This is a genomic window from Bradyrhizobium sp. USDA 4486 (assembly GCF_054057995.1).
In genome coordinates, this window is record NZ_JBSRZV010000001.1 from 4,496,227 (window position 1) to 4,513,865 (window position 17,639).

Consider the following 17,639-nt stretch of genomic DNA (forward strand, 5'->3'; position numbering starts at 1 on the left):
GCTTGCCACGGCTCCGTTTTCTCCGGTCGCCGGGTTGAACCTGTTGCTGCTAGAGTGGCACCAATACCAAGAGTGATTCTGGTCACACATGCCTGGGCGCACCGCTGCTAAGCATCGGACCAGGACGGGGACCGGTAGAGCATCGGTCGAACTGGATGAGCATTCCCATGAGAAGCCTGATCGGCGCCGCTGTCGGCGCGTTCTGCCTTGCGGCCCCCGCTTCGGCCGAGACGCCGGCCGCGATCGTCGAGGACGTGCAGGGCAAGGTCGACGGCGTCGCGTTCATGGATTATGTGGCGCCGGGCAAAATCATCAAGCTCGGTCCCAAGGCCAGCATCACGCTCAGCTATCTCAAATCATGCCAGCGCGAGACCATCAGCGAAGGCGTCGTCCTGGTCGGCGCCGAGCAGAGCACCGTGCAGCTCGGCGAGATCAAGCGGGAAAAAGTGCCCTGCGATACCAACGCGGCGAAACTGTCGGAGCGCGAGGCGAACCAGAGCGCGGCGACCACCTTCCGAACGATGCGCTCCGATGCCAAGGGCGCACCATCGAAGCTGCCGACGCTCTACGGCACAGCGCCGCTGGTGCAGGCCAAGAGCGGCAGCACGCTGGTGATCGAGCGCACCGACGGCAAGGAGCCCACGATCAGCGTGCCGCTCAAGAGCGAGATCATGGTCGGCGGCAAGTTCTACGACTTTGCCAGGGCCGGCAAGTCGCTGACCCCCGGCGGCAGCTATCTCGCCGTTCTCGGCGCCAAGCGTTACGCCTTCCAGGTCGACGCCAGCGCCACGTCATCGCCGACCCCGATCGTCGGCCGCCTGCTGCGGCTCGAATAGGCGACGTAGCGACGGGGCGATGCGACGGATCGGCAGGCGGGACAGCGTTGCGGCGTTCCTGATCGCGCTCCTTGCGGGCGCGGTGTTCACGTCTCCGCCGCTACAGACGCTGCAAGGTCTCTCGCTCGACATTCTCACGGCGCTGCGCGGCAAGATCGCCAGTGACAGCCGCGATCCCGCGGCCTCGCCCGTGGTCGTCGTGGCGATCGACGGAGAGACCTACGACACCTCGCCGTTCAAGGGATCGCCGACACAAACCTGGACGCGCGAAATCGGCCGGGTGCTCGGCAGCATCACCGAGGGCGGAGCCAAGGTGATCGGCTTCGACGTGATCTTTCAAAGCTCGATCGAGCAGTCGGAGATTCCATTCGGCGACGCGCCATTCGGCAGCCGCTTGAAGGGATTCGATCGGGACTACCTCATCGCATTGCGGAAGCTTTCCGATAGCGGCAAGCTGGTGCTCGGTGAGATCCTGAGCAATAACCATCCGGAACGGCCCGACCGCGCGCAACAAGTGGCGGCGAAAAGCAATATCCGCGCTCTCAACGTCCACACCGACGCAGACGACGTCATCCGGCGGATGCCGCTCAGCTTCTCCGTCGGCGGCAAGGCGATGCCCGCGATGGCGGTCGAGCTCGCCGCCCGTGCGCTCGGAGCAAAGGTCGAAATTGGGCCGTCCGGCGCAGCCGAATTGTCCGGCTACACGATCCCGAGCGCGGTGCCGAATACACTGTCGCTAAACTTTCGCGGGATGGCTCGCGACGTTCCGACCTATTCGTTCGCTGATCTGCGCGCCTGCGTCGAGAAAGGCGACACCGATTTCTTCCGCCGTGCCTTCGACGGCAAGGTCGTGCTGCTCGGCACTATCCTCAATTTCGAGGACCGCAAGCTGACATCGATGCGCCTTGCGGGCGGTTATGACGGCGCGCCGGGCGCGCGGTGCGCCCTGCCCGCACCCGCAAGCACCGCGCGGAAGGCTCGCAGCGACGTCGCCGGCGTCTTCGTGCACGCCACCGTGGTGCGGAACCTGATCGAGCGCGATGCCGTGGCCGAGCTCGGTTTTCCCATGCGAGCCATTCTCACGATCGTGTTCGCGGCGATCATCGCCTGCGCGGCCTGCCTGCTCGCGCCGGGCGGCGCAGTGATGGCATGGTTCGGCCTTACCGCCATCTACACCGCCGTGGCCGTCGGGGCTTTCGTCCACGCCCTGGCGCTGCCGCTGACCGAGCCGGCGCTCGCGAGCCTTGCCGCGCTCGCGATGATCATCGGCTACCGCTTCGTGCTGGCCGATCGCGACGAACGTTTCCTGCGCAAGAGCTTTGCGCTCTATCTCGCCCCCGAAATCATCGAGACCATGGTCGCCTCCGGCAAGATGCCGGAGCTCGGCGGCGAGATGCGCAACGTCACCATGTTCTTCTCCGACCTCAGCGGCTTCTCCTCCATCGCCGAAAAGATGACACCGGGCGAGCTGGTGAAGCTGATGAACGAATATCTCTCCGCCATGACCGATATCATCGAGAGCCATGGCGGCTATGTCGATAAATATATCGGCGATTCCATCGTCGCCATGTTCGGCGCGCCGGCCGACGATCCCGCCCACGCGCGCAACGCCGTCCACGCCGCGCTGAAGTGTCACGAGAAGCTCGCGGAGCTGAATGCTCACAATGCCACATTCGTCGGCCACCGTCTGTCGCACCGTATCGGCCTCAACAGCGGCGAAGCCGTGGTCGGCAATATCGGCTCCCGCCGCCGCTTCAACTACACCGTGATGAGCGACACCGTGAACGTCGCCTCGCGGCTCGAAGGCGCCAACAAATATTACGGCACCGCGATCATGGCCTCGGAGGCAACCGTCGCGCAGACCGGCGACACCTTTGAATGGCGCGAGCTCGATGCGATCAGGGTCTTGGGACGCGGCGAGGCGATCAAGGTGTTCGAGCCGCTCGCCGAGAGGGGCGCAGAGAGCGCTGAGCAGGCGAAGGTGGCCGCGGCGTATGCGGAGGGGTTGGCGTGCTGGCGGGCGCGGGAGTTCGCGAAGGCGGCTGATGCCTTCGAAGGCGTTGCGAAGATCGACCCGGCATCGGCGCTGTTCGCCAAGCGCGCGAAAGCTTTGACGGTCAATCCTCCGCCGCTGGATTGGGTCCCTGTCAACACGCTGGAAGGGAAGTAACCTCTCTCACCCTCCTCTCCAGGGGAGCGGAAGAGAGATCGCGCTAAAACGGCAGCCCCACATAATTCTCCGCGAGCAGGCGCTGCGCCGTCTCGGACGAGAGCAGATATTCCAGCTCGGTCTGCTGCAGCCGGTCCTCATATTCCAGCCGATTGGGGAAACGATGCAACATCATCGTCATCCACCAGGAGAAGCGCTGCGCCTTCCAGATCCGCGCCAGCGCCTTGGCGGAATAGCCCGCAAGCCCCGAATCATCGCCGCGCCGATAGTGCGCGAGCATGGCGTGATAGAGATAGTAGATATCGGAGGCAGCGCTGTTCAGCCCGCGCGCGCCGGTCGGCGGCACGATGTGCGCAGCATCTCCGGCGAGGAACAGACGGCCATAGCTCATCGGCTCGGCGACGAAGCTGCGCAGCGGTGCGATGCTCTTCTCGATCGAGGGCCCCGTGATCAGGCGGCCGGCAACCTCGTCCGGCAGGCGGCGCTTCAGCTCGGCCCAGAACGCATCATCGCTCCAGTCCTCCACCTTGTCGGTCAGCGGCACCTGGACGTAGTAGCGGCTCAATACCTGAGACCGCAGCGAGCAGAGCGCAAAGCCGCGCTCGTGCTTCACGTAAATCAGTTCCGGCGACGCCGGCTTCGTGCGCGACAGCACACCAAGCCAGCCGAACGGATAGACCTTCTCGTATTCGCGCAGCACGTCCTTCGGGATCGACTTGCGGCTGACGCCATGAAAGCCGTCGGCGCCGACGATGTAGTCGCAATCGACGCGGACAGTCTCGCCGTTCGAGCGGTACGTCACGTAAGGCCGGTTGGACGTCAGATCATGCGGCGTGACGTCCTCGGCATTGTGCACGACCTTGCCGCCGAGCCGGTCGCGCGCCTCGTAGAGGTCGCGCGTCAGCTCGGTCTGGCCGTAGACCAGCACCGAATTGCCGCCGGAATGCTTGTGCAGGTCGATGTGGGACAGCTTGCCGTCATGGGCGATCTCGAATCCGCCGTGGATCTCACCCTCGCGGTCCATCCGCTCGCCGCATTGCGCCTCGCGCATCAGTTTCGCAAAACCATGCTCGAGCACGCCGGCGCGAATCCGGGCGAGCACATGATCGCGGCTGTATTTCTCCAGCACGATCGTGTCGATGCCCTTCAGATGAAGGAGCTGGGACAACAACAGCCCGGACGGTCCACCGCCGATGATGCAGATCTGAACTTTCATTTTTGCGTCGGCACTTTTTTGCAGATCTGATCCCGCAAACCGATGGAGGGTTTCGTCTTTGTCTTGTACTATTCGAACATGAGACGCGCAGCCCCTGTCCCGGCGATCCGGGTCTATAATCTGTTTGGCGAATCCGGCGATCTGCCCGACGTCGTGCATTGCGAGACGATCGCGTCCCGCTCGGCGCTGCACGACTGGACGCTAGCGGTGCACCGCCACGCCCGGCTGCATCAGGTGCTGCTGATCGAGCGCGGCGGCGGCGAGGCGACGCTCGACGGGCGGGTGGTGCCGCTCCGGCCGATGCAGATCGTCAACGTGCCGGTCGGCCATGTCCACGGCTTTCGCTTCGAGCCCGATACGCAAGGCTGGGTGCTGACCATCGCGGCGGAAATTCTGGACGAGGCGCTGCTCGCCGCTGAAGGCCTGCGCGGGGCGCTGTCGCGATCGGCCGTGGTGCGCGGCACGCCGCAGATCCGCACGACCATGAAGCAGATTTTTGCCGAGCACGCCGCACGCGATTTCGGCCGGGCCCATGTGCTGCGCGCTCTGTCGTCGGCCATGATCGGGCTGGTGGCACGCGCGCTCACCGGCGAGAGCGGCGGCGCGGGCACGGCGGAAAGCGGACTGTTCCGCCGCTTCGAGGCGCTGCTGGAGCAGCATCATCTGGAGCGCTGGAGCGTTGCGGACTACGCCAAGGCTCTGTCGATCACGCCGACCCATCTCAACCGGATCACGCGGGCTGCGACCGGCGATACCGCCTCGCACCTGATCCTCTACCGGCTGATCCGTGAGGCGCGGCGCAACCTCGTCTACACCAATCTGCCGGTCTCGACGATCGCCTATGCGCTCGGCTTCGAGGATCCCGCCTATTTCAGCCGGGTCTACACCGCTGCCACCGGCGCATCACCGCGGGCATTCCGCGCGCGGCTGTATCGCAATCAAGACTGACACAGGCGCGAAGAACCCAGCGCGCCCACGGTCGCGGGCCACGCCGCGGACCGCGATTGCGCCTGTTGCCGACGCAGCCACTTACCTTCGTATATGCCGTCCCATCCTTTCGGATAGGGGCTGTTTACCTCCGTACAATTGAGCCAGAACTGCGCCCGCCTTAGCGTGGCTGCATTCGGCGCCCTGGCGCCTGTGGCATGAATCCTCCCTAACCTTGGCGCAAGGCGGCCACCCCTGTCCGGTCGTCTGCGCCGCCTTTTTCGCCAAGCCATCGGCGCCTTCAGAGTTTCCGGCCGACACACCGCACCATTTCGGCTGGACCGTCCAGCTTTCGTGCGGAACTGGGGATTTGTGCATAATGTCTTCAATTGGGAAGATCGCGCTCTTCATCGATGGCCCCAATCTCTACGCCACCTCCAAGGCGCTCGGGTTCGACATCGATTACAGGCGTCTGCTCGGCGAATTCCAGAGCCGCGGCACGCTGTTGCGCGCGTTCTACTACACGATCGTCATCGAGGATCAGGAGTATTCGTCGATCCGCCCGTTGATCGACTGGCTCGACTATAACGGATACACCGTCATCACCAAGCTCACCAGGGAGTTCGTCGACGCCACCACCGGCCGCCGCAAGGTGAAGGGCAGCATGGGTGTCGAGCTCGCCGTAAGTGCGATGGAGCTCGCCGAGCACGTCGATCAGATCGTGTTGTTCTCCGGCGATGGAGACTTTCGTTCACTGGTGGAAAGCCTGCAACGCCGCGGTGTCTGCGTGACGGTCGTCTCCACTCTCTCCACCCAACCGCCGATGGTCGCAGATGAGCTGCGCCGACAGGCTGACGTCTTCATCGATTTGGCAGACCTGAAACCGAAAGTGGGGCGCGATCCGGCCGACCGGCCGCGGGAGCTGCGGCAGTCACCGCAATTCCTCACGCGCGGAACGATCAAACGCGACGACCGGGTAGAGTGACCCTGCGAGACGAATGCCGGATTTCACACGTCGAAGAACACCGTCTCCTCCGGTCCCTGCAAGTTGATCGTGAAGGAGTACACGACCTTGCCGGCGCGTTCGCTGCGCGTCGCAATCAATGTCTTGCGGCGCACCGGCGGTTCGACCAGGTTGAGCACGGGATCGGCGGCATTGGCGGTCTCTTCATCCGAGAAATAGATTCGCGTATTGAGGCCGATATTGATGCCGCGCGCGACGATCCAGACATTGACATGCGGCGCGCATTTGCGCCCCGCCTTGTCGGTGATGGCGCCGGGCTTGATGGTCTCGAAGGTGACGAGGCCGCTCTCGAAGTCGGAGCCGGCGCGGCCCCAGCCACGAAACGCCTCGTCCAGCGCGCCGGGCGAGCGATCGGCCGGATGGTTGTAGCGGCCGGCCGCATTGGCCTGCCAGATCTCCAGCAGGACGTCGCGCAGCGCCGTGCCGCTGCCGTCGAGCACCTTGCCTTCCAGCGTGATGCGCTCGCCCAACGTGTTTGGCGTCACCAGCACGTTGGAAAAATTCTTCTCGAAGATGTCGAAGCCAGCCATGGCCGGGATCAGGCCGATATGGACGTAGGGCCCGGCGGTCTGCGAAGCGGTTTCCTTGAGGTAGTTGAGCGGCTGCGGCATGATTCAGTTTCCTGGGCTCAGTTCCCTTCGGGGCGATTTTCAAAATAGGTCGAACGCTGGCCGCGCAGCACGATGTCGAAGCGATAGGCGAGCGAATCAAACGGCGTCGAGGCGTTGAGGTCGAGCGGTGCGACCAGGCGATCCAGCGCATCCTTGTCCGGGATCGTCGTCAGGATCGGGCAGACCGGGATCAAGGGATCGCCTTCGAAATACATCTGCGTGATCAGCCGCTGCGCAAAGCCCGAGCCGAATACCGAGAAATGAATATGGGCGGGACGCCAGCTGTTGACGAAGTTGCGCCAGGGATAGGGACCTGGTTTCACGGTGCGGAAATAGTAATAGCCGGTGTCGTCGGTCAGCGCGCGGCCGCAGCCGCCGAAATTGGGATCGATCGGCGCCAGATACGTATCCTTCTTGTGCCGGTAGCGGCCGCCGGCATTGGCCTGCCAGAACTCGACCAGCGTGTTCGGCACGCCGCGGCCGGTCTCGTCCAGCACGCGGCCGTGGACGATGATGCGTTCGCCGACGGGATCGCCGTCCTTGGCGTAGTTGCGGATCAGGTCGTTGTCGAGCGGGCCGAGATCGTTGTGGCCGAACACCGGCCCCGTGATCTCCGAGACCGAGTTCTCCAGCGACAGCAGCGCCTGGCGCGGCGAGCGCAGCACCGAGGATTTGTAGCCGGGCGCATGTGCCGGCGGATGGATCGAGCGGTCGCGCTGGAAGAAGCCGCCATCGCGAGGCGTGAACGGTTCGGGACGGTTGAGGCGAGGATCCTGCAAGGCTGGCATCGGGGCCTGGGCATTCATCGGCGTTGTCTCTCCCTCTGTGGCGCCGGGTCGGGCACGCGGCTTATCGGGAGATCATGAGCCGGTCTATTCTCAAGATAAATAGATCGATTATAATGTATTGCATGAAAAAAATCGATCATTTGTCGCTGGACGGCCACGCCGTCGAGCTGTTTCTCGCCGTGCTCGAGGAAGGTTCGGTCACTGCGGCGGCGACGCGGCTCGGCCTGACGCAGTCGGCGGTCAGTCACGGCCTGAACAAGCTGCGGCGGATCGCGGGCGATCCGCTGTTCGCCAAGTCCGGCCGCGGCATCGTCGCCACCGCCCATGCCCAGGCGCTGGCCGCGAAGGCGCGCGCCCTGATCGACGAGATGCGCAGCTTTGCCGGCGGCGTGACCTTCGAGCCGGCGCGCGCGCAGCTTTCGCTGACGATCGCCGCCAATGATTTTCAGCGCGACCTGCTGTTGCCGCGGTTCTTCGATCATGTCGCCGCGCAGGTGAAGAGCCTGAACCTGCGCGTGATCCCGTCGCAATCGCCCTCGCCCGCCATGCTGCGCGAAAACCGCTGCGATCTCCTGATCACGCCGCTACCGCCGTCGGGCGTCGACATCGTGCAGAAGCGCCTGCTGAGCGATCACTATGTCTGTTACTTCGATCCCAAGGCACGCGCCGCACCGTCAGGCCGGAGCGCTTATCTGACCGCGCGACATATCACCGTGGTCTATACCGACAACGAGCGGCTCGACTTCGACCGCCGGCTCGCTGCGAGCGGCTTCCACCGCGACATCGCCATTTCCGTGCCGAGCTTCTCCGGCGTGCCGTCGTTCCTGCGCGGCTCGCAGATGCTGGCGAGCATGCCGAGCCTGCTCGCGTCCGGCGTGATGCACGGTTTCGCGTATGCGCGAATTCCCTTGGCCTCACCCACGCGCACGCTGGCCGAGCTGCCGATGTTCATGGTCTGGCACCAGCGCTATCAGAAAGACCCGGCACATCGCTGGCTCAGGAGTCAGCTCGAGACGGTCGCAGCGACCGCATCAGGCGGCTGATCCAGAAGTCGGCGCCGCTGCGGCCGATCGGCCACACCAACGTCCGGAAATGTCGCGCCAGGCGTAGCAACCGGCCGAGTTCAACCGAACGGTCGATGCGCAATCCCCGACTCCTCGCCACGGTCGCGCCACTGGTGGAATGAGGTGAATACAATGAAGACAATTCTTGCGCTCATGCTCGGCGCAACTGCTGCCTTGACGGCGTCAGGTGCCGCTGCCGGGGAACTCGAAGACGTCAATGCGCGCCTCGAACGGCTGGAACGTCAGAATGCCGCGATCCGCAAGGAAAACGCTGCCTTACGCGAGAACCAGCGGCTGCACCAAGGGAATATACGGCTGAAATCGCAGGGCGCGCAGGCTTCGGTCGAATCCGCCAGGACCGGCGCCCGATCGCACGGGGAAAACGGTACGTTCTCGGCCGTATCGGCGGCTTCGCGACAGGCCAAGAATCCGTTGCAGTCCTATGCCGCGGACTTCCCGGTCAAGGCGCCGCCGCTGGCCGGCCCGGCACTGTTCAGAGCCTGGGTGGAAGGCGGCGCAATCTGGAGCGGCGGGGATCCCGTGCTCCATACTTACTTCGACATCACTGGCGTCACCGGTGTCTTCGCCCTGACCCCCAAAGTCGGCTGGGAAACAGCCATCGGATTCGACCATCGCTTCGCCGCATCTCCCTGGCACATCAACGGTCAATTCCGCTACGGCGAAGGCGGCGAGACCAACGGTACGCGAACGATCAACTTCGCCTTCCCCCTCGGCGTAATAGGAACACAAACCTTCGGGGCCGCGTACAAGGAAACTCACTGGCTTGCTGATCTTGCGATCGGGCACGACATCGCCGGGCGCGGCCCAGATGCACTTCAGCTCAAGGCTGGTCTTCGCATTGCCGAATTCACCGCCCGGAGCTCGGACCCGAATGCCGAGACTCTCACCGGCCTCGGCCTCTCCTACACGACATCGAATTTCGTCGATACGCGCGCGAGCTTCCTGGGCGCGGGACCACTCATCGGTCTGGAAGGCTCGGTCCCATTCGCCGGCACATGGTCGTTCGACTATCACGGCGACGTCGCCTTGTTGGTGGGCCGGCAGCAGCAGCAGCGCACTGTGAGGAGCTTGTCTGACCCTCCACCACCCTTCGAACATGTGACGACGGACAGCAATCGTATCTTTGCCGGTTCGCTCAGCGCCGACATCCAGGTCGGCATCTCCTATTGGCTGACCCAGAACCTGAAGCTTGGCGCCAGCTACCGGCTCGATGCGTTCGTCAACGTGTTCAACGAGGCCGGCTCGTCCAACAACGGCTTCACGCCGGACCGTTACACCCACGGTCCGCGCGTCACGCTGACGGGACAGTTCGACGCGATGTAGAAGCCGTCGCGGAACGTGCGGCGGGGGGCCTGCTCCTCGCCAAACCCACTGGTTGGGCGCGGGCGGCCACGCTAGAATTCGGTCATGACAGTGACCGACATTGCGAGCCGAACCTACAATCACAGCTGGCGGCTGGATCCCATCATCCGCAGCCTGCTCGATACCGACTTCTATAAGCTGTTGATGTTACAGATGATTCGGGAGGATTACCCGGATCAGCAGGTGACATTTTCGGTCATCAACCGCTCGCGCCATGTGCGCCTCGCCGAGATCATCGACGAGGGCGAGCTGCGCGCCCAGCTCGACCATGCCCGCACCATCCGCTTCACCAAGAAGGAGCTGATCTGGCTCGCGGGTAACACCTTCTACGGCAAGACCCACATGTTCTCGGCGGATTTCATCCGCTGGCTCGCCGAATTCCGCCTTCCCGAATACGAGCTGCGCAAGGTCGAGGGTCAATACGAGCTGCATTTCCACGGACCCTGGACCCACACCACGATGTGGGAAATCCCGACACTCGCGATCCTCAACGAGTTGCGCTCGCGTTCGGCGATGAAGGGCCGCGGCCGCTTCGAGCTCGACGTGCTCTATGCGCGCGCCAAGGCCAAGCTGTGGACCAAGGTCGAGCGGCTGCGCAAGCTGGAGAATTTGCGGCTGTCGGACTTCGGCACCCGCCGCCGCCACGGCTTCCTGTGGCAGCGCTGGTGCGTCGAGGCGGTGAAGGAAGGCCTGGGTTCGTCCTTCATCGGCACCTCCAATGTGCTGCTCGCGATGGACAACGATCTCGAAGCCATCGGCACCAACGCGCACGAACTGCCGATGGTCGCGGCCGCGCTCGCCAAGGACGACGAGGAATTGCGCTGGGCGCCCTATCGCATCCTCGACCAGTGGCGCCAGACCTATGGCGGCAATCTCCTGATCGCGCTGCCTGACGCCTTCGGCACCAAGGCGTTCCTGCGCGATGCGCCGGAATGGGTCGCCGACTGGACCGGCTTCCGTCCTGACAGCGCGCCGCCGATCCAGGCGGGCGAGGAAATCATCGCCTGGTGGCAGAAGAAGGGCCGCAATCCCAGGGACAAGCTGCTGGTGTTCTCCGACGCGATGGATGTCGGCTCGATCGAGGAGACCTATCATCACTTCGCCGGCCGCGTGCGGCTCTCCTTCGGCTGGGGCACCAATCTCACCAATGACTTCGTCGGCTGCACGCCGGATGGCTCGTTCAGTCTCGATCCGATCTCGCTGGTCTGCAAAGTGTCGTCGGTCGACGGCCATCCGGCCGTCAAGCTCTCCGACAATCCGGAGAAGGCGACCGGAATGCCCTCCGAGATCGAGCGTTATCTGCGCGTGTTCGGCGACGCCGGTCGTGTGCGCAAGCCGGTGCTGGTCTAGTATTCTCTCGATCGGGTAAATCGCAGGCGACGAATGCGAGTCATCGGCTCGCCGAAACAGGGCCAGTTGCGATCTTCCGGCATTTGAAGCGATCTGCGCCCATCCGCTTCACAGCGCCTTCACCCTGCAACGCAGTCCCCTGTCTCTTTCAGATCGAGTTAAGCAACCATCTCCTCTACTTGGCGTTGCAGGCGCAACGCTCCGCTGGGGTCGTTGATCGATTTGGGGAATGCAGGGTGCTCCGCAGAACAGCGTCTTCGACGAAGGGAAACAGCTTCCTTCACGTCATCAAGCTCGTCTCGCCTTTCGTGATGGTCGTCGTGCTCCAGGCGGGGATCGCGGGATTCAGTCTCGAAGTGATGTCCTCGGTCCGCGCCTATGTCGCAGGCGAAGCGCTGTGGTCGCGCTCGCAGAAGAACGCCGTCTATTTCCTCAATCTCTATCTGCATTCGGGCAAGGCCAGCCAGTTCGCGCAATATCAGGCCTCGCTCGCCGTGCCGATCGGCGACGAATTCGCGCGCTGGGCGCTTGAGCGCGATCCGGTCGACGTCGAAGCCGCCCGCGTCGGTTTCCTGCAAGGCGGCAACCACCCCGATGACGTCCCGGGATTGATCTGGCTGTTTCGCTACTTCAATGGCGTCAGCTTCGTCCGGGAAGCGATCCGCGAGTGGGCTGCCACCAACCCCATGCTGCTGGAGCTGAGCGTCTTCGGCGAGATGATCCGGTCCGAGCTGGACAACGGCCCTGTTCAGGACACGGGCCGCCTGCAATTCCTGTCGTCGCGGCTCTCGGACCTCAACGCTCAATTCACGGTACATGCCAACCGCTTCTCCACCGTTCTCGGCGAAGGCTCCCGCGCCATCAAGGTGACGCTGACCGGCATCAACATCGTTACCGCGGTGATGCTGATCGTGCTCCTGGTCTGGCACACGCGGCGATTGCTGCTGCAGCGACAGGCCTTCGAGGACGCCTTGCATGCCGAGAAGGAGCGCCTCGCCTTTCAAGCTTCGCACGACTGGCTGACCGGGCTTTCGAACCGCCGCGCCTTCGAAGCGCGCCTGCAAGCCGAGCTGGACAATGTCGCAGGGGGCACGCTGGCACTGATCCTGCTCGACCTCGACCAGTTCAAGAGCGTCAACGACAGCTGCGGCCATCTCGCCGGCGACAGCCTGCTCGGCCAGGTTTCGCAGCTGTTGCAGCAGGGCCGGCGGCCGCATGATCTCGTGGCCCGGCTCGGCGGCGACGAATTCGGCCTGATCCTGCCGCGGTGCTCGCTTCCGAGCGCCGTCGACATCGCAGAACGGCTGCGCCGGTCGCTCGAAATGTTCAGCTTCGCCTGGGAGGATCGTTGCTTTGCGGTGACGGCAAGCGTCGGTGTCACCTGCATCGCCGAAGGCGGCACCACGCTCGAAGACGCCATGCGCCGCGCGGACGCCGCCTGCTACCGCGCCAAGGAAAAGGGACGCAACCGGATCCAGGTCGACAATGCGAAACCGGATGTCGTCGTCGTTCCGGCGCGGCCGCGCGAGGCTGCCTGCGCCTGACGCGGCTCGTCGCGTTCATCGCGGGCAGGGAATCCCGAGGCCGGCGAGATGCGTGTCCAGGAACTGCTCGACCTGCTGGCGCAGCATCTGCGACGGCACCGCCACCATGCGGTCCTCGAGGCCCAGCGAGATGATCCCATGGACCGCCGAGAACAGCGTGCGCGAGAGCAGCGCGATCTTCACGTCGTCGGCATCCGGTAGCACCCGCACCAGAGGCGGATGCATCAGCGCAAACGCATCCATCACCATCTGGAGGATGTCATCTGGATAAGGACGGTCGTCCTCCATCCGGTGCTCGAACAACGAGCGCAGCAGATTGGCGTGTTCGGCGAAGAAATCGAGATAGGTCTCGGCCAGCCCATAGAGTTGGCGAACCGGATCCTCGGCCGAAACCCCGCGAAGGCGTAGTGTGAGCGCCTGGACGGTCTCCCGGTTGACGGTGAGGATCACCCCGTCGAAATCGCCGAACTCGTTATAGACGCTGCCGACCGAGCAGCCGGCGGCCTCCGCGATGTCCCGAACCTTTAACGATCTCAACCCTTTAGCCGCAATGATGCCGCGGGCGATCTCCAGGATCTGGAGCCGTCGCCGATTTTTTTTCTGGTCCCGCAGCGATTCTTCTTGAACATTGTTCATTTTCAAGCTACTCACGTGAACATTGTTCAAATTAACCCGGAGACCTGGAAAATGCAAACCCTCGCTGTTGATATCGCCTCGACCTTCGTCGATGACGCCGCCGCTCTCGCGACCGGCTTTGGCCGGGCGTTGCTCAAGTTCGCGATGACCCCGATCGATCGCATCGCAAATGCCTGCGACATTGCCGGCGTGCTGTCCGAACGGCGCGCGACCTTCCGGATGTGGCGGGCCAGTCGTGCCCGCGCCCGTCACGATGGCCGCCGCTTCAGCCTGCTCCGCCGCTTCTCGCCGTTCCGCCACCTCAATCATCTCACCTGAGCTGGCACGTTCGGAACGACTAGAATGCAAGGACCGCTTGCAACAAAGCACTCACCATGTCCCGACATTCGCAGCCCTTCCCGCAATCCTCGGCGATGCGGTTCACTTTTCCTCATCGTGCGGCGCGATATCCCGATGGGTGCGGCCCTTCCGCCGGAAGCGCGGCCGCAGCCAGATATTTGCGAACCTAACGAGATCACTTGGAGACCAACAGGATCGGAGGACCGGGGGAACAGAGCAGGCGGTGACCGTCGTCACTCCGCAATCGTTCGTCCCATATCCTTCGGTCGTGACGTTTCATCAACAGCGTAACAACCTCAGGCTGCCTCGCCAAAACAGGACTAGTCATGATCAGGGATTTGATGTCGTCACGCCGCTTTGCGCCGCTGTTCTGGGCGCAGTTCTTCTCGGCACTCAATGACAACGTGCTCAAGAACGCACTCGTCATCATCCTGCTTTACAGTGCCGCGACCGGCCATGGCGACGCCCTGGTGACGGTGGCAGGCGCGGTGTTCATCTTCCCCTATTTCATCCTGTCCGGGCTCGGCGGCCAGCTCGCGGACAAGTACGTCAAATCCGTCGTCGCAAGGCGGCTCAAATTCGCCGAGATATTCGCCGCCGCCTTTGCCGCCGCCGGCTTCTTCCTGCACTCGGTGCCGCTGCTGTTCGCAGCGCTGGCACTGTTCGGCATCATCGCCGCCCTGTTCGGTCCCGTGAAATATTCGATGCTGCCGGACCAGCTCGAACTCGGCGAGCTCGCGACCGGCAATGCGCTGGTCGAAGGCGCGACCTTCATGGCCATCCTGCTCGGCACTGTTGCCGGCGGCCAATTCGTGGCGGGCTCGGCGCATATGGGCTGGGTCGCATCGGCCGTTGTTGTGCTGGCCCTGTTGTCCTGGGCCTTCGCCTCCCGCATTCCCGCAACCACGCCCTCCGCTCCCGATCTGCCCGTCACCGCAAATCCCTGGACCTCGACGCTGAGCCTGCTGAGGACGCTGCATGCCGACCACCGGCTGTGGGACGGCACGGTGATCGTCTCCTGGTTCTGGCTGGTGGGCGCCATCGTGCTGTCGCTGCTGCCGGCCCTGATCAAGGAGGTCGTCGGTGGCACCGAGGGCGTGGTGACGCTGTGCCTTGCGATCTTCGCGATCGGTATTGCCATTGGCTCGCTGTTCGCAGCCAGCCTGAGCCACGTTCGCCCCAACCTCGCGCTGGTGCCGATCGGCGCCATCATCATGGGCTGCGCCGGCCTCGATCTCGCTTGGGCCATCGCCGTGACCACCAAGGGTCAGGACATCACCGCAGCCAGCTTCGCGACCTCATTCGCCGGCCTTCGCATGCTCGCCGATTTCGTCGCCTTCGCGTTCGGCGGCGGCCTGTTCGTCGTTCCCTCCTTCGCCGCCGTCCAGGCCTGGTCGGCACCGAACGAGCGCGCCCGCATCATCGCTGCCGGCAACGTGCTGCAGGCTGCCTTCATGGTGGTCGGCTCGCTGTTCGTCGCGCTTCTCCAGGCAGGCGGGCTGCATGTCGGCTGGATATTCTTTGGCCTCGGCGTCGCGAGCTTCGGCGCGGTGTGGTTCGTGTTGACGAAGTGGGGCAAGGAAGGCGTGCGCGATTTCGGCGGGCTCCTGTTCCGCGCGCTGTTCCGCACCGAGGTTCGCGGGCTCGAGAACCTGCCGCCCCCCGGCACGCGCATGCTGATCGCGCCGAACCATGTCAGCCTGATCGACGGCCCGCTGCTGCACGCCGTGCTGCCGATCGACGCGAGTTTCGCGGTCGACACCGGCATCTCCAAGGCCTGGTGGGCGAAGCCCTTCCTGCGCGTCGTCAAGCACTACACCATGGACCCCACCAAGCCGCTCGCCGCACGTGACCTGATCAAGCTGGTCGCCGCCGGCGAACCGGTGGTGATCTTCCCGGAAGGACGCATCACCGTCTCCGGTTCGCTGATGAAGGTCTATGACGGCACCGCGATGATCGCCGACAAGGCCGACGCCGTGGTCGTTCCGGTCCGCATCGAGGGCGCACAGCGCTCGCATCTCAGCTACCTCAACTCCAGCCAGATCAAACGCTCGTGGTTCCCGCGGGTGACGGTCACGATCCTGCCGCCGGTCAAGCTCCCGGTCGACGAGGCGCTGAAGGGCAAGGCGCGCCGCAACGCCGCGGGCGCCGCGCTCCAGGACGTGATGATCGACGCCTTGGTCAAGAACGCCATGCTCGACCAAACGCTGTTCGAAGCGCTCGGCCACGCCTATCGCGACCGCGACACCGGCGAGGTCATCATCGAGGACGCGCTCGGCACCAAACTGACCTATCGCAAGCTGATCCTCGGCGCGCAGGTGTTGAGCCGCAAGCTCGAGGTCGGCACCACGGCCGGCGAGAATGTCGGCGTGCTGCTGCCGAATTCGGCGGGAGTTGCCGTCGTGTTCATGGCGCTGCAAAGCATCGGCCGCGTCCCCGCAATGCTCAACTTCTCCGCCGGGCCGGTCAACGTTCTCGCCGCGATGAAGGCCGCCCAGGTCAAGACGGTGCTGACGTCAAAAGCCTTCATCGAGAAGGGCAAGCTCGACAAGCTGATGGCGGCGATCTCCGCGGAAGCGCGCGTGGTCTATCTCGAGGACGTCCGCGCCTCGATCGGCACAGCCGACAAGATCAGGGGCTTACTCGGCGGCACCGCGCCACGTGTCGCCCGCCAGGCGAACGATCCGGCCGTCGTGCTGTTCACGTCGGGCTCGGAAGGCACGCCCAAGGGCGTGGTGCTGTCCCACCGCAACATCCTCGCCAACGCGGCGCAGGCGCTGGCGCGGGTCGATGCCAACGCCAATGACAAGGTGTTCAACGTGCTGCCGGTGTTCCATTCATTCGGACTGACCGGCGGAATGATGATGCCGCTGCTCGCAGGCATTCCGATCTACATGTACCCCTCCCCGCTGCATTACCGCATCGTGCCCGAGCTGATCTACCAGACCGGCGCCACCATCCTGTTCGGCACTGATACGTTCCTCACCGGCTATGCGCGCTCGGCGCACGCCTACGATTTCCGCACGCTGCGCCTCGTGATCGCCGGCGCCGAAGCAGTCAAGGACCGCACGCGGCAGGTGTTCATGGAGCGCTACGGCATCCGCATCCTCGAAGGCTATGGCGTCACCGAGACCGCACCGGTGCTGGCAATGAACACGCCGATGGCCAACCGCCCCGGCACGGTCGGCCGTCTGTCGCCGCTGATGGAAAGCAGGCTCGATCCCGTCCCTGGCATCGAGGAAGGCGGACGCCTTTCGGTGCGCGGACCGAACGTGATGCTGGGCTACCTGCGCGCCGAAAATCCCGGCGTGCTCGAAAGGCTCGCCGAAGGCTGGCACGACACCGGCGACATCGTGTCGATCGACTCCGCCGGCTTCATCACCATCAGGGGACGCGCCAAGCGCTTTGCCAAGATCGCGGGCGAAATGGTCTCGCTCTCGGCGGTCGAGAGCATCGCGGCGACGCTGTGGCCGCAAGCCGCATCGGTCGCCGTATCGATTCCCGACCAGCGCAAGGGCGAGCGTATCGTCTTGCTGACGACGGAAAAGAACGCCGAGCGCAGCGCGATGCAGGCCCGGGCCAAGACGATCGGCGCCTCCGAACTGACCGTTCCCGCGACGATCATGGTGGTCGACAAGGTGCCGCTGCTCGGCACCGGCAAGACCGACTATGTCACCGCAACCACGATGGCCCGCGAGCAGGCGTCCGCGCCGGAGCGCGAGGTGGCGTAAGGCTCAGGACCGTCGCACCG

At 64.3% G+C, this 17,639-nt stretch carries 13 protein-coding genes; 9 read left to right on the forward strand and 4 right to left on the reverse strand.

From position 1 onward, the window contains the following. The first annotated feature begins 167 nt into the window (after nucleotides 1-167). Nucleotides 168-836 (forward strand): hypothetical protein, encoded by a 669-nt coding sequence (locus ACVWY3_RS21830; protein WP_456840326.1) that lies wholly within the window; start codon nucleotides 168-170, stop codon nucleotides 834-836. Nucleotides 837-855: 19 nt separating this feature from the next. Further along, entirely contained in the window at nucleotides 856-3,006 is a 2,151-nt protein-coding gene (locus ACVWY3_RS21835) for a CHASE2 domain-containing protein (RefSeq protein ID WP_456840327.1), read from the forward strand. Nucleotides 3,007-3,049: 43 nt separating this feature from the next. On the opposite strand, the gene pobA is transcribed toward ACVWY3_RS21835, so the two are convergent. Beyond that, nucleotides 3,050-4,222 (reverse strand): 4-hydroxybenzoate 3-monooxygenase, encoded by a 1,173-nt coding sequence (pobA, locus tag ACVWY3_RS21840; RefSeq protein ID WP_456840328.1) that lies wholly within the window; start codon nucleotides 4,220-4,222, stop codon nucleotides 3,050-3,052. Nucleotides 4,223-4,264: 42 nt separating this feature from the next. Here pobA and ACVWY3_RS21845 point away from each other — a divergent pair, with 42 nt between their 5' ends. Beyond that, on the forward strand, nucleotides 4,265-5,170 hold the full coding sequence (locus ACVWY3_RS21845; RefSeq protein WP_456840329.1) for a helix-turn-helix domain-containing protein: 906 nt from the start codon (nucleotides 4,265-4,267) through the stop codon (nucleotides 5,168-5,170). A 358-nt stretch (nucleotides 5,171-5,528) separates the two neighbouring features. Continuing rightward, nucleotides 5,529-6,134 (forward strand): LabA-like NYN domain-containing protein, encoded by a 606-nt coding sequence (locus ACVWY3_RS21850; RefSeq protein ID WP_456843421.1) that lies wholly within the window; start codon nucleotides 5,529-5,531, stop codon nucleotides 6,132-6,134. A 23-nt stretch (nucleotides 6,135-6,157) separates the two neighbouring features. Here ACVWY3_RS21850 and pcaG read toward each other — a convergent pair whose 3' ends face one another. After that, nucleotides 6,158-6,784 carry a protocatechuate 3,4-dioxygenase subunit alpha gene (gene pcaG, locus ACVWY3_RS21855; protein WP_456840330.1) on the reverse strand — a complete coding sequence of 209 codons (627 nt, stop codon included), beginning with the start codon at nucleotides 6,782-6,784 and terminating at the stop codon, nucleotides 6,158-6,160. Nucleotides 6,785-6,801: 17 nt separating this feature from the next. Then, nucleotides 6,802-7,590: a protocatechuate 3,4-dioxygenase subunit beta gene (gene pcaH / locus ACVWY3_RS21860; protein WP_456840331.1), complete on the reverse strand. Its 789-nt coding sequence runs from the start codon at nucleotides 7,588-7,590 to the stop codon at nucleotides 6,802-6,804. A gap of 95 nt (nucleotides 7,591-7,685) precedes the next feature. Here pcaH and ACVWY3_RS21865 point away from each other — a divergent pair, with 95 nt between their 5' ends. The 4 genes from ACVWY3_RS21865 (at nucleotide 7,686) to ACVWY3_RS21880 (ending at nucleotide 12,913) form a co-directional block, all read left to right on the forward strand. Next, entirely contained in the window at nucleotides 7,686-8,615 is a 930-nt protein-coding gene (locus ACVWY3_RS21865) for a LysR family transcriptional regulator (RefSeq protein WP_456843422.1), read from the forward strand. Between the two features lie 153 nt (nucleotides 8,616-8,768). Then, nucleotides 8,769-9,980, forward strand: a complete 1,212-nt coding sequence (locus ACVWY3_RS21870) for an Lpg1974 family pore-forming outer membrane protein (protein ID WP_456840332.1) — start codon at nucleotides 8,769-8,771, stop codon at nucleotides 9,978-9,980. Between the two features lie 84 nt (nucleotides 9,981-10,064). Continuing rightward, nucleotides 10,065-11,369 carry a nicotinate phosphoribosyltransferase gene (gene pncB / locus ACVWY3_RS21875; protein WP_456840333.1) on the forward strand — a complete coding sequence of 435 codons (1,305 nt, stop codon included), beginning with the start codon at nucleotides 10,065-10,067 and terminating at the stop codon, nucleotides 11,367-11,369. 236 nt (nucleotides 11,370-11,605) lie between these two features. Continuing rightward, complete coding sequence (locus ACVWY3_RS21880; protein WP_456840334.1) at nucleotides 11,606-12,913, forward strand: GGDEF domain-containing protein; 1,308 nt, start codon at nucleotides 11,606-11,608, stop codon at nucleotides 12,911-12,913. Nucleotides 12,914-12,928: 15 nt separating this feature from the next. Here ACVWY3_RS21880 and ACVWY3_RS21885 read toward each other — a convergent pair whose 3' ends face one another. Then, entirely contained in the window at nucleotides 12,929-13,549 is a 621-nt protein-coding gene (locus ACVWY3_RS21885; RefSeq protein WP_456843423.1) for a TetR/AcrR family transcriptional regulator, read from the reverse strand. A gap of 665 nt (nucleotides 13,550-14,214) precedes the next feature. On the opposite strand from ACVWY3_RS21885, the gene ACVWY3_RS21890 reads away from it, so the two are divergent. Further along, complete coding sequence (locus tag ACVWY3_RS21890) at nucleotides 14,215-17,619, forward strand: acyl-[ACP]--phospholipid O-acyltransferase (protein WP_456840335.1); 3,405 nt, start codon at nucleotides 14,215-14,217, stop codon at nucleotides 17,617-17,619. Nucleotides 17,620-17,639 lie beyond the last annotated feature (20 nt).

Bases quoted from the DNA above. Each gene is read 5' to 3' on its own strand.
- ACVWY3_RS21830 (WP_456840326.1), top strand. From the start codon at position 168: ATGAGAAGCCTGATCGGCGCCGCTGTCGGCGCGTTCTGCCTTGCGGCC.
- ACVWY3_RS21835 (WP_456840327.1), top strand. From the start codon at position 856: ATGCGACGGATCGGCAGGCGGGACAGCGTTGCGGCGTTCCTGATCGCG.
- pobA (WP_456840328.1), bottom strand. From the start codon at position 4,222: ATGAAAGTTCAGATCTGCATCATCGGCGGTGGACCGTCCGGGCTGTTG.
- ACVWY3_RS21845 (WP_456840329.1), top strand. From the start codon at position 4,265: ATGGAGGGTTTCGTCTTTGTCTTGTACTATTCGAACATGAGACGCGCA.
- ACVWY3_RS21850 (WP_456843421.1), top strand. From the start codon at position 5,529: ATGTCTTCAATTGGGAAGATCGCGCTCTTCATCGATGGCCCCAATCTC.
- pcaG (WP_456840330.1), bottom strand. From the start codon at position 6,784: ATGCCGCAGCCGCTCAACTACCTCAAGGAAACCGCTTCGCAGACCGCC.
- pcaH (WP_456840331.1), bottom strand. From the start codon at position 7,590: ATGAATGCCCAGGCCCCGATGCCAGCCTTGCAGGATCCTCGCCTCAAC.
- ACVWY3_RS21865 (WP_456843422.1), top strand. From the start codon at position 7,686: ATGTATTGCATGAAAAAAATCGATCATTTGTCGCTGGACGGCCACGCC.
- ACVWY3_RS21870 (WP_456840332.1), top strand. From the start codon at position 8,769: ATGAAGACAATTCTTGCGCTCATGCTCGGCGCAACTGCTGCCTTGACG.
- pncB (WP_456840333.1), top strand. From the start codon at position 10,065: ATGACAGTGACCGACATTGCGAGCCGAACCTACAATCACAGCTGGCGG.
- ACVWY3_RS21885 (WP_456843423.1), bottom strand. From the start codon at position 13,549: ATGAACAATGTTCAAGAAGAATCGCTGCGGGACCAGAAAAAAAATCGG.
- ACVWY3_RS21890 (WP_456840335.1), top strand. From the start codon at position 14,215: ATGATCAGGGATTTGATGTCGTCACGCCGCTTTGCGCCGCTGTTCTGG.